Origin of the sequence: Mesorhizobium silamurunense, assembly GCF_014843905.1 — a bacterium.
Taxonomy (GTDB): domain Bacteria; phylum Pseudomonadota; class Alphaproteobacteria; order Rhizobiales; family Rhizobiaceae; genus Mesorhizobium; species Mesorhizobium silamurunense.
Window position 1 is genome coordinate 21,568 of record NZ_LPVS01000083.1, and the last position, 14,086, is coordinate 35,653.

The 14,086-nt window shown below is 64.4% G+C and carries 13 protein-coding genes; 2 read left to right on the forward strand and 11 right to left on the reverse strand.

Annotation, left to right across the window (positions count from 1 at the left end; genetic code table 11):
* Positions 1–12: 12 nt before the first annotated feature.
* The 5 genes from AU465_RS24605 to AU465_RS24625 form a co-directional block, all read right to left on the reverse strand.
* On the reverse strand, positions 13–225 hold the full coding sequence (locus tag AU465_RS24605) for a DUF3329 domain-containing protein (RefSeq protein ID WP_192254098.1): 213 nt from the start codon (positions 223–225) through the stop codon (positions 13–15).
* A gap of 64 nt (positions 226–289) precedes the next feature.
* The gene (gene iolE / locus AU465_RS24610) at positions 290–1,207 is read right to left on the reverse strand and encodes a myo-inosose-2 dehydratase (RefSeq protein ID WP_192254100.1); all 918 of its coding nucleotides are present in this window, start codon (positions 1,205–1,207) and stop codon (positions 290–292) included.
* Between the two features lie 42 nt (positions 1,208–1,249).
* Complete coding sequence (gene iolD / locus AU465_RS24615; RefSeq protein ID WP_192254102.1) at positions 1,250–3,094, reverse strand: 3D-(3,5/4)-trihydroxycyclohexane-1,2-dione acylhydrolase (decyclizing); 1,845 nt, start codon at positions 3,092–3,094, stop codon at positions 1,250–1,252.
* Between the two features lie 51 nt (positions 3,095–3,145).
* Positions 3,146–5,080, reverse strand: coding sequence for a bifunctional 5-dehydro-2-deoxygluconokinase/5-dehydro-2-deoxyphosphogluconate aldolase (locus AU465_RS24620; protein WP_192254104.1), 1,935 nt, complete (start codon positions 5,078–5,080; stop codon positions 3,146–3,148).
* 150 nt (positions 5,081–5,230) lie between these two features.
* A complete protein-coding gene (locus AU465_RS24625; protein ID WP_192254107.1) occupies positions 5,231–6,076 on the reverse strand; it encodes a MurR/RpiR family transcriptional regulator in 846 nt (281 codons plus the stop codon).
* A 249-nt stretch (positions 6,077–6,325) separates the two neighbouring features.
* Here AU465_RS24625 and AU465_RS24630 point away from each other — a divergent pair, with 249 nt between their 5' ends.
* Entirely contained in the window at positions 6,326–7,435 is a 1,110-nt protein-coding gene (locus AU465_RS24630; RefSeq protein ID WP_192254109.1) for a Gfo/Idh/MocA family protein, read from the forward strand.
* 12 nt (positions 7,436–7,447) lie between these two features.
* Here AU465_RS24630 and AU465_RS24635 read toward each other — a convergent pair whose 3' ends face one another.
* On the reverse strand, positions 7,448–8,149 hold the full coding sequence (locus AU465_RS24635; protein WP_192254111.1) for a helix-turn-helix transcriptional regulator: 702 nt from the start codon (positions 8,147–8,149) through the stop codon (positions 7,448–7,450).
* Between the two features lie 126 nt (positions 8,150–8,275).
* Between AU465_RS24635 and AU465_RS24640 the strand changes: the two genes are divergently transcribed.
* Positions 8,276–8,911: a LysE family translocator gene (locus AU465_RS24640; RefSeq protein ID WP_192254113.1), complete on the forward strand. Its 636-nt coding sequence runs from the start codon at positions 8,276–8,278 to the stop codon at positions 8,909–8,911.
* Between the two features lie 22 nt (positions 8,912–8,933).
* Here AU465_RS24640 and AU465_RS24645 read toward each other — a convergent pair whose 3' ends face one another.
* The 5 genes from AU465_RS24645 to AU465_RS24665 form a co-directional block, all read right to left on the reverse strand.
* A complete protein-coding gene (locus AU465_RS24645; protein ID WP_192254115.1) occupies positions 8,934–10,025 on the reverse strand; it encodes a 3-deoxy-7-phosphoheptulonate synthase in 1,092 nt (363 codons plus the stop codon).
* A 200-nt stretch (positions 10,026–10,225) separates the two neighbouring features.
* Complete coding sequence (locus tag AU465_RS24650; RefSeq protein WP_192254117.1) at positions 10,226–11,020, reverse strand: SDR family oxidoreductase; 795 nt, start codon at positions 11,018–11,020, stop codon at positions 10,226–10,228.
* Between the two features lie 30 nt (positions 11,021–11,050).
* Positions 11,051–12,043, reverse strand: coding sequence for an inositol 2-dehydrogenase (gene iolG, locus AU465_RS24655; RefSeq protein ID WP_192254119.1), 993 nt, complete (start codon positions 12,041–12,043; stop codon positions 11,051–11,053).
* 82 nt (positions 12,044–12,125) lie between these two features.
* Entirely contained in the window at positions 12,126–12,896 is a 771-nt protein-coding gene (locus AU465_RS24660) for an ATP-binding cassette domain-containing protein (RefSeq protein ID WP_192254121.1), read from the reverse strand.
* A gap of 2 nt (positions 12,897–12,898) precedes the next feature.
* Entirely contained in the window at positions 12,899–13,975 is a 1,077-nt protein-coding gene (locus AU465_RS24665) for an ABC transporter permease (RefSeq protein WP_192254123.1), read from the reverse strand.
* Between the last annotated feature and the right edge of the window lie 111 nt (positions 13,976–14,086).

Below are 14,086 nucleotides of genomic sequence, written 5' to 3' on the forward strand. Positions count from 1 at the left end.
GAGCTCCTTAGATCATTCCTTCGGCTCGGCCGGAGGCTTGGCCTCCTCAACCGGCTTGTAGAGGTAGAAGAACTGCCACACGGCGTAACCGGCGAAGCCGAGCGCGATGACGCCCCAGAACGGTGTGCCGGAGGCGAACTCGATCACCGACCAGACAAGGCAGACCGCGACCACGGCGATGCGTCGCCACAGCGGCCGGAAGAAGGGATGCTCATAGTCTTTCATCGCGCCAATCCAGGATTTGCCCAGCACGCATCAGATAGACCGAGCGCCCAAGCTAATCCACCGTTCAGGCATTCGGAAAACCTTGCGTCTCCACCGTGTAGCCGGCGGCTGTCATCACTCGCATCAGCTCCTTGTGACCGACCTCAGCCATTTTCAGCGGCGGGTTCTTCTTCGGATCCTGCTCGGCCTCGACGACGAACCAGCCTTCATAACCATAATCGGCAAACCTCTGCACGATTGCGCCGAAGTCGAGCGAGCCGTCGCCCGGCACGGTGAAGGCGCCGAGTGCCACCGCATCGAGGAAGGACTGCTTGGTGCGGTCGAGACCGTCGATCACGCCCATGCGCACATCCTTCACATGGACGTGGTTGATGCGCTTGTGGTGATTGTCGATGGCGCGCAGCACATCGCCACCGGCAAAAGCGAGATGGCCGGCATCGAGCAGCAGCGGGATGCCTTCGCCGGAATGGCGCATGAAGGCGTCGAGCTCCGGCTCGGTCTCGATCACCGCCGCCATATGGTGATGGTAGGAGAGCGGCATGCCCTGGTCGGCGCACCACTCGCCGAATTCGGTGACGCGCCGGCCATAGGCCTTCATCTCGTCGCCGGAAAGCTTCGGCTTGGTGGCCAAAGGCTTGGAGCGGTCGCCCTGGATGGAGCGGCCGACCTCGCCATAGACGATGCAGGGCGCGTTGACCGCCTTGAACAGGTCGATCATCGGCTGGATGCGATCCTTGTTCTTGGAGATGTCCTCGTCGACCAGCGTGCCGGAGAACCAGCCGCCGCAAAGCGTGACGTCGGCTTCCTTCAGGATCGGCAACATCACCTTCGGATCGTTGGGGAAGCGACGGCCCATCTCCATGCCGGTGAAGCCGGCCGAGCGCGACTGGCGCAAACATTCCTCCAGCGACACGTCATCGCTCAATTCCGCGAGATCGTCGTTCCACCACGCGATGGGGGACATGCCCAGTTTGGCTTTCAAGTCGTCACTCCAATGTCAGGTTCGTTGCGAGGCAGACGCGGCTCAGCCCTGACGGCTGCCCACGGCTTCCTCATATTTCTTGCGTGCGGCGTTGACTTCGCGTCGCGACGAGACTTCCGGCACCGCGACGTCCCACCAATGGCCGCCGGCTTCGGTCGAGACCAGCGGATCGGTGTCGATGACCAGCACGGTGGTCTTATTGTTGCCTTTCGCCTTGGCGAGCGCCGTCTCCAGTTCGGCAATAGACGCAACCTTCTCGGCGACGGCGCCGAGGCTCGCCGCATGCGCGGCGAAGTCGACGTCGGGCATCACCTCGTGGCGCGCGTCCTTCAAGAGATTGTTGAAGTTGGCGCCGCCGGTCGCCATCTGCAGCCGGTTGATGCAGCCATAGCCGCGGTTGTCGAGCAGCACGATGGTGAGCTTCAGGCCGAGCATCACCGAGGTGGCGATCTCGGAGTTGAGCATCAGGTAAGAGCCGTCGCCGACCATGACGACGACCTCCTGGTCGGGCTTCGCCATCTTGACGCCGAGACCGCCGGCGATCTCGTAGCCCATGGTCGAAAACCCGTATTCGGCGTGATAGGAGCCGGGCGCGCCGGCCTGCCAAAGCTTGTGCAGTTCGCCCGGCAGGCCGCCGGCGGCATGCAGCAGGGTCACGCCGGAGCCCATCGCGCGCTGCACAGCGCCGATCACTTGCGCATCGGATGGATAGGCGGTGTTGGTCGATGCCGTCACCTTGGCGGCCGCGGCCTGCCATTCGTTCTTGCCCTTCAGCGCATTGTCGGTCCAGGCGGCCGGCGCCTTCCAGCCTTTCAGTGCGGCGGAAAGCTCTGCCAGGCCCTCGTTCGCGTCGGCGACCAGCGGCAGGGCCCAATGCTTGCCGGCGTCGAAGACTTGCGTGTTGAGCCCGATGATGGTGCGGCCGGCATTCTTGAACAGCGCCCAGGACCCGGTGGTGAAATCTTGCAGTCTGGTGCCGACGGCAAGCACGACATCCGCCTCTTCCGCCAACCGGTTGGCGGCGGAGGTGCCGGTGACGCCGACCGCGGCCATGTTGAGCGGATGATCGTCGGGGAGCGAAGATTTGCCGCCTTGCGTTTCGCAAACCGGGATGCCGGCGCCCTGCGCCAGCTTCGCCAGTTCGCCTGACGCCTGCGAATAAAGGACGCCGCCGCCGGCGATCACCAGCGGCTTCTTGGCGCCCTTCAGCGCCGCGACGGCGGCCGCCAGTTCGTGGCGGTCGGGGCGAACCCTGCGCGGCGTCCAGACGCGTTCGGCAAACAGGCTTTCGGGATAATCATAAGCCTCGGCCTGCACGTCCTGGCAGAGCGAGAGCGTGACCGGGCCGCATTCGGCCGGATCGGTCAGCACCTGCATGGCGCGGTTCAGCGCCGGGATGATCTGCTCCGGCCGCGTGATGCGGTCGAAATAGCGCGACACCGGGCGGAAGCAGTCATTGACGCTTGCCGTGCCGTCGGAAAAATCCTCGGCCTGCTGCAGCACCGGGTCCGGCAAGCGGTTGGCGAAGACGTCGCCGGGCAGCAGCAGCACCGGCAGCCGGTTGACGTGAGCGAGCGCGGCAGCCGTCACCATGTTCAGCGCGCCGGGGCCGATCGAGGTGGTCGCGGCCATGAAGCGACGGCGGAAATTGGCTTTGCCATAGGCGATCGCCGCATGCGCCATCGCCTGCTCGTTATGGGCGCGGAAGGTCGGCAATTCATCGCGGACCTGATAGAGCGCCTCGCCGATGCCGGCGACATTGCCGTGGCCGAAGATCGCCCAGACGCCGCCGAAGATCGGCACTTGTCTGCCGTCGATCTCGGTCATCTGTCGCGACAGAAAGCGGGTCAGCGCCTGCGCCATGGTCAGGCGAACGGTCTTGCTCATTGGTCGTTTCCTCCGGCTTTCCTTGTGCCGTCTTGTTATGCTGCCGCCTTCTTATGCTGCTTTGCGGCCACGCGCGGCAAGCCATGCCTCGGTGAGTTGCTCGAAGCGCGAGGCCATGTCGGCGATAGCCTCGTCATCCGACATCCGGCCGGCCAGCCATTGTTCGGCTGCGTTGATGAAGATGGTGCGACCAACGGCAAATCCCTTGACGATGGGCGCATCCGCCGTGGCGGCAAAGGCAGCCACCAGCTCGTCCTGCGGCGCTTCCAGGCCGAGCAGCACGACGCCGCGGCACCATGGGTCGTTCTTGACGATCACCTGTTCGATCTTTGCCCAGGCGTTGGCCGAAGCCTGCGGCTCGAGCTTCCACCAGTCGGGCTTGATGCCCAGCGCATAGAGCTCCTCCAGCGCGCGCGGAATGGTGTTGTCGTCGAGCTTGCCATGCTTGCCGGCGATGATCTCGACCAGAAGTTCCCTGCCGACTTTCCGCGCGGCCTCGAACAGCGCCCGCAGCTTCTGCTGCTGCTCGACCTTCAGCGCTTCCGGGTCATCCGGATGATAGAAGCACAGGCATTTGATGCAGTGGTCGACGGGCCAGCCGATGAGCTGTGAGCCGATGTCCTGCGAGAATTCGAAGCGGAGCGGCCGCGATCCGGGCAATTCGACCGGGCGGCCGAGCCAGGCGAAGGGGTGGCGGGCGAATTCGAACATGGCGTCGCGGCCATATTTCTCGTCGATCAGCATGCCGTAGCCGTCGCGGCCAGCGGCGACCTTGGCCGCCGCCTTGACGGTGAGCACCTTGAAGTCCGGGATGAGCGAGGCATCGGCGCCGACCCTGGCAGCGACGTCCTCCAGCTGGACGCGATGATCGCAGGCGAGCGCCATCAGCGAAGGGATGTCGCGCCGGCGCGTCGTCGCCCAATGGATGTGGTTGATCGCCTCATCCTTGCGCAGCGCCAGATGCTTGCTGCCGTGCTTGAGGAAGAACTGCAATTCCTCGAAGGTCGGATATTCCGGCGCGCAGAGCAGGCGCGACACGGCGAAGGCGCCGCAGGCATTGGCCCAGGTCGCGGCCGTCGCAAAACTTTCGCCGCCGAGCCAGCCGCGCAGGAAGCCCGACATGAAGGCGTCGCCGGCGCCGAGCACATTGTAGATCTCGATCGGAAAACCCTTGCCGACGACGCCGCCCTCGAGATCGTCGCTGATCGGCCCGTCATAGACGATGCAGCCCTTGGCGCCGCGCTTCAAGACGATGGTGGCCGGCGACAGCGAGCGGATCGCTTTCAGCGCGCTCAGGCAATCGTCGGCGCCGGAGGCGATCATGATCTCCTCCTCGGTGCCGACGATGAGGTCGCAATCGGGCAGCACCGTCTTCAGCTGCGCCGAGACGCGGTCGGACTTGACATAGCGCTCGAAGCCCTCGGCATGACCGGCAAGGCCCCAGAGGTTCGGGCGGTAGTCGATGTCGAACACCACCTTGCCGCCCTTGGCCTTCATCAAACGGATCGCCTTGCGCTGCGCGGCATCGGTGTTGGGGCGGGAGAAATGCGTGCCGGTAACGACGACCGCGCGGGCCGAGGCAATAAACGCTTCGTCGATGTCCTCTTCCGCGAGCGCCATGTCGGCGCAGTCGGAACGGTAGAAGATCATCGGCGAGACGCCTTCGTCCTCGACGGAAAGCAGCACCAGCGCCGTCAGCCGCTCCTTGTCGGTCTTCAAGCCGTCGACCGAGACGCCTTCACGCTTGAGCTGCTCGCGGATGAAGCGGCCCATCTGCTCGTCGCCGACGCGGGTGAGCAGCGCCGAGCGCAGGCCGAGCCTCGCCGTGCCGACGGAAATATTGGCCGGGCAGCCGCCGACCGATTTGGCGAAGGAGGTGATGTCTTCCAGCCGCGAGCCGATCTGCTGGCCGTAGAGATCGACCGAGGCGCGGCCGATCGTGATGACGTCGAGCGGCGGATATTTCGCTTCCACGGCTTCGCCCATTCGAACCTCCCATCGGCCTTGTTGTGCAGAGCAACGTTTTGGGCAGCACGCGCGAGCGGCGTGGTGCCGTCAATATGAAATAATAATTCCAATCCATAGTCAATATGGAATGAGTGTTCCCGGATGGAAAAACCACCGGTGCGAGACAGCTCAGGCCTTGCGCCTGCGGCTTGCGTCACGCCGCTTCTCGCCGACGGCGACGGTCAACGCCATGGCAAGCGCCATCGTCGCCGAGATCGAGCGGAAGCCGCCGAAATCGGCCTCGGCGACCTCGAACCAGATCTTGGCGAACTGGGCGAGCGGCGAGAACGAACTGTCGGTGATGGCGACGATCGGCACGCCTTGCTCGGCGATCGAGCGCGTCTCCTCGATGGTCGCGGGCGCGTAAGGCGAGAAGCTGATGGCGATGACGGCATCGCGCGGCGTGGCAAAGCCGATCATCTCCGCATTCAAGCCCGCGGCCGATTCCACCAGCTGGTTGCGGATCTTGAGCTTGCCTAGCGCGTAGGCGATGTAGGACGCGACCGGGTAGGAGCGGCGCTTGGCCAGCACATAGATGGTCTCGGCCTTGGCCAGAAGCGTGACCGCTTGCTCGAAATGCGCATCGTTCAAGGCGCGCGAAATGTCGCTCAGCGAGGTGCTGGCGGCGGCGACGAAGCCGTCGAAGATCGCCCGGTAGCCGCCCCCTTCCTCGGCCTTGGCGCGCAGTGCCGCCAATCGCTCGTCATAAGAGGAATTGCGCTCGCGCAGGCGCTCGCGAAAAACCTGCTGCAGGCTGGTGAAGCCGTCGAAGCCGAGCTGCTGGGCAAAGCGGATCAGCGTCGAGGGCTGGACGCCGGCCGAGGCGGCGATGCTGGCAGCGGTGCCGAAAGCGATGTCGTCGGGGTTGTCGAGCGCGTAGGCGGCGATCTGGGCGATCCGTTTGGGCAGGCTCGCGCGCCGCTCCAGGATCGTCGTGCGCAACGTCTCGAAATCGCGAGGCACCCGTTCGTCCATCGTCGCTCCGCCCACGGCCATATTGAGGTTCTCTCTCCTGCCTCATCATAGCGAGTTCACGCAAGAACACCATAAAAAATGATTTGGACGTTCCATTCTCAGGCGAAATGGATTAATTCGTCCATACGAACCTCTTCCCATCACGGTTCCGCGTTTCGCGGAACCGTTCTATCTGTTTATCGACGCAATTCCGGACGGAAAACCGCTTCGCACTTTTCCTGGAATTGCTCTAGCGCGGAGACAATCGACATGGTCGGAGTGGGCCTCATCGGCACGGGCTTCATGGGCAAGTGCCACGCCATCGCCTGGAACGCGGTCGGCACCGTCTTTCCCGATGTGGACAAGCCGAAGCTTGTGCATCTCGGCGAGGTCAATGACGAGTTGGCCAGGCGCAAGGCCGGCGAGTTCGGCTTCGCTCGAGGCTCGGGCGACTGGCGCGCCGTCGTCAACGATCCGGAGGTCGATGTCGTCTCGCTGACCACGCCCAACCAGTTCCATCCGGAAATGGCGATCGCCGTCCTCGAAGCCGGCAAGCATCTATGGTGCGAGAAGCCGATGGCGCCGAGTTTTGTCGAGGCCGAGGCCATGGCGAAGGCTGCCAAGAAGTCCGGCAAGGCCGCCGTGCTCGGCTACAACTACATCCAGAACCCGGCCATCCGCCATATCGGCGCGCTGCTCGAGGAAAAGATCATCGGCGACGTCAATCTCGTGCGCATCGAGATGGACGAGGATTTCATGGCCGACCCCGACGCGCTGTTCTTCTGGAAGCATGAGGCGTCTTCGGGCTATGGCGCGCTCGACGATTTCGCCGTGCATCCGCTGTCGCTGATCAAGGTGCTGTTCGGCCGCGTCGCCCGCGTCATGTGCGACATGGCGAAACCCTATGCCGACCGCAAGGTCGCGAGCGGCGGCCGCCGCGCGGTTGAGACCTACGATATCGCCAGCGTGCTGATGCATCTCGAAAACGGCGTCGCCGGCACGCTGCTGGTCAACCGCTCGGCCTGGGGCCGCAAGGGCCGCATCGCCATCCAGATCTTTGGCTCGAAAGGCTCGATCCTCTACGACCAGGAGCGGATGAACGAGTTCCAGCTTTACCTCACCGCCGACCGGCCGACCGAGCAGGGCTACCGCACGATCCTGGTGGCGCCGCACCACAAGCCCTACGATTCCTTCTTGCCGGCGCCTGGCCACGGCCTCGGCTTCAACGACCTCAAGATGATCGAATGCCGCGAATTGCTGATGCGGATCGCCGGCAAGCCGGCACGAATCATCGACTTCGAAGAAGGGCTGGAGATCGAACGCACCGTGCATGCGATGGCGCGCTCATTCCAAGAACAGCGCTGGGTGGATGTGAGGTAAATCGGGCTGTCGTCAGGTGCCGGCGGTCGATGCGTTGATCTCCCAGCCTTCTACCCAAAGCTGCCGCAATCGGTCACCTTCGCCCTTGAACCATAGGCCTGCCGGTCGGCAATCCTCGATCCGGTCGCTGCGGAAATTGCGGATGGCCTGGCGCAGCTCGCACCAGGCGACGATGTTGGCGGTCTCGGCGTAATAGATCAGAGCCACCGGGCGGATGATGCGCTGCGTGGCCCGACCAGCCTCGTCGCGATAGGAAAGGTCGAGCTTCTCCTCGTCGCGGATGGCGCGCCGCACCAACGCGAGATCGACCGCCGAGGCAGAGGGTGCCGCAAAACCCCAGGCATGGAGCGCGTTGGCGTCGAGCGTCTGCCGCAAGGGCGGCGGCACCGCGCCGGCGATCTTGGCGCCGACGCGTTTTGCCGCCTGCTTGAGCTCGTCGTCGCCGGTGCGCTCGAGCAGCGCCAGCGACAGCACGATCGCCTCCATCTCCTCGATGGAAAACATCAGCGGCGGCAGGTCGAAACCGGGGCGCAGGATATAGCCGATGCCGCGCCCGCCCTCGATCGGCACGCGCATCGCCTGAAGTGCCGCGATGTCGCGATAGACCGAGCGCACCGTCACTTCCAGCCGCTCGGCGATCGTCGCCGCGGTCACCGGTTTTTTGGCCAGCCGCAGGATCTGGATGATCTCGAACAGGCGCGAGGCCTTGCGCATTTCCTCACCCGGCTGAAACGCAACTGACACACCCTCGTCAGTTGGGATGACCTATAGGGCCGCCTACCCGCTTGAAAATCAACAGATTCCTTGGCGGTTTGACCGACAGGATGACAGGCAACTGACATGAGTTACACCGAAAACCTTTGGCTTTTCTTCGTCCTGCTGTTCGGCATCATCGCCGTTCCGGGCATGGACATGCTGTTCGTGCTGGCCAATGCGCTGACCGGCGGACGCGACAGAGGGCTTGCGGCGACCGGCGGCATCATGCTGGGCGGCGCAGTGCATACGCTGAACGGCGCGATCGGCGTCGGGCTGCTGATGCATTTCGTGCCGGTCCTGTTCAAGCCGCTGCTGATCGCCGGCGCCGCTTGCATGGCCTATATCGGCGTTTCGCTGATGCGCAGCTCGATCACCGTCGGCCATGACGGGCCCGCTGGCAGCCGCTCCGCCTGGAAGGCTTTTCGCCAAGGACTGGTCATCTGCCTGATCAATCCCAAGGCCTATCTCTTCATCCTGGCCGTCTATCCGCAGTTCCTGAAGCCGGCTTACGGTCCGATCTGGATGCAGGCGACGGTCATGGGACTGCTGACGGTCGCCACCCAGGCAGGAATCTATGGCGGGCTCGCCATCACCGCCGGCCGCAGCCGGGCGCTGCTGATCGACAATCCGCAAGCGACCATCCTTGCCGGCAGGGCAGCCGGATTGCTGCTGTTCGCGGTCTCGGTGTTCACCGCGTGGGAGGGGTTGAGGGCGGCGTAAACGCCGCCCCCAGCCATAGCTGTCAGGCGGCGCCCTGACGGCTGGCGAGCATTTCGCGCTTCACCGACCGGCGCCACTCGACTGCGCCGGCAAGGCCGTGCAGCACGGTCTCGGTGGTCGCCCAGTCGATGCAGCCGTCGGTGATGCTCTGGCCGTAGGTGAGCGGCTTGCCGGGGACGACGTCCTGGCGGCCGGCAACGAGATTGCTCTCGATCATGACGCCGATAATGCGCTCGTCGCCCGCCGCAACCTGCCCCGCCACATCATGCGCGACCCTCAGCTGGTTCTCAGGCTTCTTGCCGCTGTTGGCGTGGCTGACATCGATCATCAGCCGCGGCGCGACGCCGATGCGAGCGAGCTCCGCAGCGGCGGCCGCGACACTGTCCGCATCGAAGTTGGGCACGACGCCGCCGCGCAGGATAACGTGGCAGTCCTCGTTGCCGGTGGTCGCGGCAATGGCGCTGCGGCCGCCCTTGGTCACCGCCATGAAATGATGCGGCTGGGCGGCCGACTTCACCGCCTCGGCGGCGATCCTGAGATTGCCGTCGGTGCCGTTCTTGAAGCCGACCGGACAGGAGAGGCCCGACGCCAGCTCGCGGTGGATCTGGCTTTCGGTCGTGCGCGCGCCGATCGCACCCCAGGCGACGAGGTCGGCGATGTATTGCGGCGTCGTCATGTCGAGGAACTCGGTCGCCGCCGGCAGGCCGAGATTGTTGACGGCGGAGAGCACGTTGCGCGCCATGCGCAAGCCCTTGTCGATGTTGAAGCTGCCGTCGAGGTCAGGATCGTTGATCAGGCCCTTCCAGCCGACCGTGGTGCGCGGCTTTTCAAAATAGACGCGCATGACGATCTCGAGCCGGTCGGCCAGGGCCTCGCGCAGCGCCGCCAGACGGCTGGCGTAGTCCACGGCGGCGACCGGATCGTGGATGGAACAAGGGCCGACGATGACTACCAGTCGATCGTCGGCCCCCGACAGGATGGAATGGATGGCGTTGCGCGAGGCGGCAACGGTGCGCGTCGCCGTCAGCGAGCGCGGTATCTCGCGCATCACCTCGTCCGGCGTGCTCAGGACTTTGAGTTCCTTGACCCGAAGGTCGTCTGTGGTGGTCAACACGGCTTTCTGCTCCTGGTTAGGAGACCTGCCGGCTGAAACGAAAAAGCCGCCAGGTCTGGCGGCTTTTCGGATTTAGATGCTGCAATCTTCAGATCGAGCGCAATCCTCCCGCCGCCAGCGAGCTGTCGTAATAAAAGTACCAAAACGAGGCGGTCAGGTGGATCATGCGGCTCATATAGTCGATGCCGAGGCTCTTGTCACTACTCGCCGATGACCCCAGCGATGTTCTGGTCGTAGTCGACCAGCGAGCCGGTCATGACGCCGGCCTGCGGGCTCAGCATATAGGTGATCAGCCGGGCAAGCTGGGCCGGCTTGACCAGCTGGCCCATCGGCTGCGCGGCCTCGGCCTTTTCCAGCCAGTCGTCCGGTGCGTCGTGCCACTTCTTCTGCACGATCGCCTCGCCTTCGGTGTCCATCCAGCCGGGCAGCACGGCGTTGCAGCGGATGCGGTTTCGCCGATAAGAGCTGGCGACATTCTTGGTCAGCGTCATCAGCGCGCCCTTGCTGGTCGAATAGGGCGTGAGGAAGGACTGGCCGGAATGCGCCGACATCGACAGCACGTTGACGATCGAGCCCGGCGCCTTGCGCTCCAGAAGATGCGCGACCAGGCCCTGCATCAGGAAGAACGGGCCGCGCACGTTGGTGTCGAAGATCTGGTCGAACAGCTCCTCGGTGGTTTCGACCAGCGAGCCGCGCGCCGAGGTGGCGGCGGCGTTGACCAGCGCGTTCAAGGTGCCGAAATGCGCGAGTGCCGTTGCGACGGCGCGCTTGCAGTCGGCGACCTTGGCGACGTCGGCGCTGATGAAGATGGCGTCGACGCCGCTCTTCTTGAGCGCTGCGACAGCCTTGTCGCCCTTCTCCTGCGAGCGGCCGACGAGCGCCAGCGCGCGGCAGCCCTCATCGGCCAAGGCTTCAGCGACCGCGAAGCCGATGCCTTGCGCGCCGCCGGTGACGATGGCGCGCGTTTCTGAATTGCGACCGGCCAAACCGTTCATCGCTCTGCTCCTGTAATCGAATTCAAACGTTCAATCGACGCGAACGGTCTTGCCGGTCTTGGCCGATTGGAGCGCGGCGTCCGCAAGCTTCAGCGCAACGAGACCATCCTTGCCGCTCGGCGCCGCCTTCTTGCCCGCGGTTGCAGCAGCGATGAAAGCCGCGATCTCGTTGGCATAGGCGTCGATGTAGCGGGTCATGAAGAAGTCGTGCAGCGGCGGGCGCGTGTAGCCCTTGTCGTTGGCGAGCTCGATCGACACCGGCCGCTGGTTCTCGGCCGCGACCATGCCTTTCGAGCCATGCACCTCGATGCGCTGGTCGTAGCCATAGGTGGCGCGGCGCGAGTTGGAGATGACGGCCTGCTTACCGGACGCGGTTTCGAGGATAACGCTGACCGAGTCGAAATCGCCGGCATCGCCGATCTTCTTGTCGACCAGCACCGAGGCATGGGCGCTCACAGCAACCGGCTCCTCGCCGAGCAGGAAGCGAGCCATGTCGAAGTCGTGGATGGTCATGTCGCGAAAGATGCCGCCGGAGCGGGCGATGTAGTCGAGCGGCGGGGCGCCGGGATCGCGGGACGTGATGGTGACCATCTCGACCGCGCCGATGGCGCCGTCGTCGATCGCCTTGCGGACGGCGGCGAAATGCGGATCGAAGCGGCGGTTGAAGCCGACCATCAGCGTCGCATTGGCCTTCTCGACCACGGCCAGGCACTGCTCGACGCGCTTGACGTCGAGGTCGATCGGCTTCTCGCAGAAGATCGCCTTGCCGGCCTTGGCGAAGCGTTCGATGAGATCGGCATGGGTGTCGGTCGGGGTGCAGATGATGACGGCGTCGATGTCCTTGGCCTGCTCGATGGCGTCGATCGTGCGCACCTCGGCGCCGTAGGCGGAGGCGAGTTCCGTCGCCGCTTTCTCGAAGGCATCGGCCACGGCCACCAGCTTGGCCTGCGGGTTGGAGGCGACGGCGCGGGCATGCACCTTGCCGATACGGCCGGCGCCGAGAAGAGCGAAGCGGAGAGTCATGGAATGTCCTTTGAGGGTGGTTCTAAGACATGTCCGCGCCTCCCGGCGCGGACGATTTTGGTTGGTCCCGTCGTGACGCCCGTCAGGCGGCCTGGAGCTCCGCCTGCCCGGTCTTGGCGCCGGTGATGTAGGCGACGATGTCGTTGCCGTCGGTGTCCTGCTTGAGCAAATTGGCGACGATACGGCCGCGCCTGAAGACGACGATGCGATCGACCAGGTCGAACACCTGGCGCATGTTGTGGCTGATCAGGATCAGCGGCTCGCCGTTCTCCTTCAGCGTGCGGATAATGTTCTCGACCTGCGCGGTTTCCTGCACGCCGAGCGCCGCCGTCGGCTCGTCCATGATGATGAGCTTGGAGGCGAAGGTCGCGGTCCTGGCGATCGCCACGCACTGGCGCTGGCCGCCGGACATGTGGCGGATGGTACTGGACAAGTTGGGGATCTTCACCGCCGTGCGGACAAGTGCTGCCTCGGTCGCCTTGCGCATGGCCTTGCGGTCGAGGATCGAGAACGGGCCGAGGTTGAACAGCACCTTCTCGCGGCCGAGGAAGAGGTTCGACGGCACATCGAGGTCGTCGGCCAGAGCGAGGTTCTGGAACACGGTTTCGATGCCCGCCTCGCGCGCCTCGATCGGCCCGGCGAAGTTCACTTCCTTGCCGTCGAACCAGATCTTGCCGTCGGTGCGCTGCTCGACGCCGGTGATCTGGCGCACGAAGGTCGACTTGCCGGCGCCGTTGTCGCCCATGATGGCGACATGCTCGCCCTTGCGCAGCTCGAAATTCGCCTCCTGCAGCGCGTGCACGCCGCCATAGTGCTTGGTGAGGTTTTCGGTCTTCAGAACGATGTCGGACATGGTCAAGCTCCTATCGCCCGGCGGCGCTGGCGCCATTGATCGAGAACGACTGCGCCGACGATGATGACGCCCTTGACCATCTCCTGGTAGTAGGCGTCGAGGCGCAGGAAGGTGAAGCCGGAGATGATGACGCCGAAGATCAGCGAGCCGATCACGGTGCCGATGATAGACCCGCGGCCGCCCGAGAGCGAGACGCCGCCGATGACAGCCATGGCGATGGCGTCGAGTTCGTACATCACGCCCATGCCGGCCTGGGCGGTAAGGTTCTTGGAGGAGAGCACCACGGCGGCGATCGAGGCGAGGATGCCGGCGATGACATAGACCAGCACCTTGTGGTTGGCGATCTTGATGCCGGACATGCGCGCGGCGTCCTCGTTGGAGCCAATGGCGTAGCAGTGCTTGCCGTACCTCGTGTAGCTCAGGATGAGCTGGAACAGGATCGCCAAGGAAATGAAGATGATGACCGGCATCAGGCCCTTGCCTATTGCCGCGAAGCTGTCGGTCGGAAACGATATCGGCTGGCCCTTCGACCACCATTTGGCGATGCCGCGCGCGGTGACCATCATGCCGAGCGTGGCGATGAAGGGCGGGATGCGCGTGTAGGCGATCAGCGCACCATTGACTAGGCCGGCGACGAGGCCGCAGGCGATGGCGACCAGCAGCGGCACGATCACCGGCAGATCGGTCCAGCCCTGCGCGAGGAACATCGCCTTAGGGTTGGGGTTGCCATTGACCGTCGCTACCTGGGCAAAGCTCATGGCGATCATCGCGGTCGCACCCACGATCGAACCCGAGGACAGGTCGATGCCACCGCTGATGATGACTTGCGTCACGCCGATGGCGATAATGCCGACGATCGACACCTGCAGGATGATGATCTGCAGGCGGGCCTCGTTGAAGATCCCACTGACATTTTCACGGGTGTTGAAGAGGAAGCTGTCGCCAAGAAAGACCCGGCCGATCAATTCGAAGATGACGACGAGAATGACCAGCGCCAGGAAAACGTTGAACTCAGCCGGCCATGCGCGCTTCTTCGCGTCGTAGGTCAGCCCGCCGACGCCATGAGATGTCTGTGCCACGTCTTTTTCCTCCGTCGGCCGCGTTCGCCCTCCCGCCCGCTCGGGCGGTGAGGGAAAATAGGGAGCGGCGCTGTGTTGTGCTTTGATGCGCCGCTCCGTTACCGTATTGCA

Bases quoted from the DNA above. Each gene is read 5' to 3' on its own strand.
- iolD (WP_192254102.1), bottom strand. From the start codon at position 3,094: ATGAGCAAGACCGTTCGCCTGACCATGGCGCAGGCGCTGACCCGCTTT.
- AU465_RS24625 (WP_192254107.1), bottom strand. From the start codon at position 6,076: ATGGACGAACGGGTGCCTCGCGATTTCGAGACGTTGCGCACGACGATC.
- iolG (WP_192254119.1), bottom strand. From the start codon at position 12,043: ATGACTCTCCGCTTCGCTCTTCTCGGCGCCGGCCGTATCGGCAAGGTG.
- AU465_RS24620 (WP_192254104.1), bottom strand. From the start codon at position 5,080: ATGGGCGAAGCCGTGGAAGCGAAATATCCGCCGCTCGACGTCATCACG.
- AU465_RS24630 (WP_192254109.1), top strand. From the start codon at position 6,326: ATGGTCGGAGTGGGCCTCATCGGCACGGGCTTCATGGGCAAGTGCCAC.
- AU465_RS24640 (WP_192254113.1), top strand. From the start codon at position 8,276: ATGAGTTACACCGAAAACCTTTGGCTTTTCTTCGTCCTGCTGTTCGGC.
- AU465_RS24660 (WP_192254121.1), bottom strand. From the start codon at position 12,896: ATGTCCGACATCGTTCTGAAGACCGAAAACCTCACCAAGCACTATGGC.
- AU465_RS24635 (WP_192254111.1), bottom strand. From the start codon at position 8,149: ATGCGCAAGGCCTCGCGCCTGTTCGAGATCATCCAGATCCTGCGGCTG.
- AU465_RS24650 (WP_192254117.1), bottom strand. From the start codon at position 11,020: ATGAACGGTTTGGCCGGTCGCAATTCAGAAACGCGCGCCATCGTCACC.
- AU465_RS24605 (WP_192254098.1), bottom strand. From the start codon at position 225: ATGAAAGACTATGAGCATCCCTTCTTCCGGCCGCTGTGGCGACGCATC.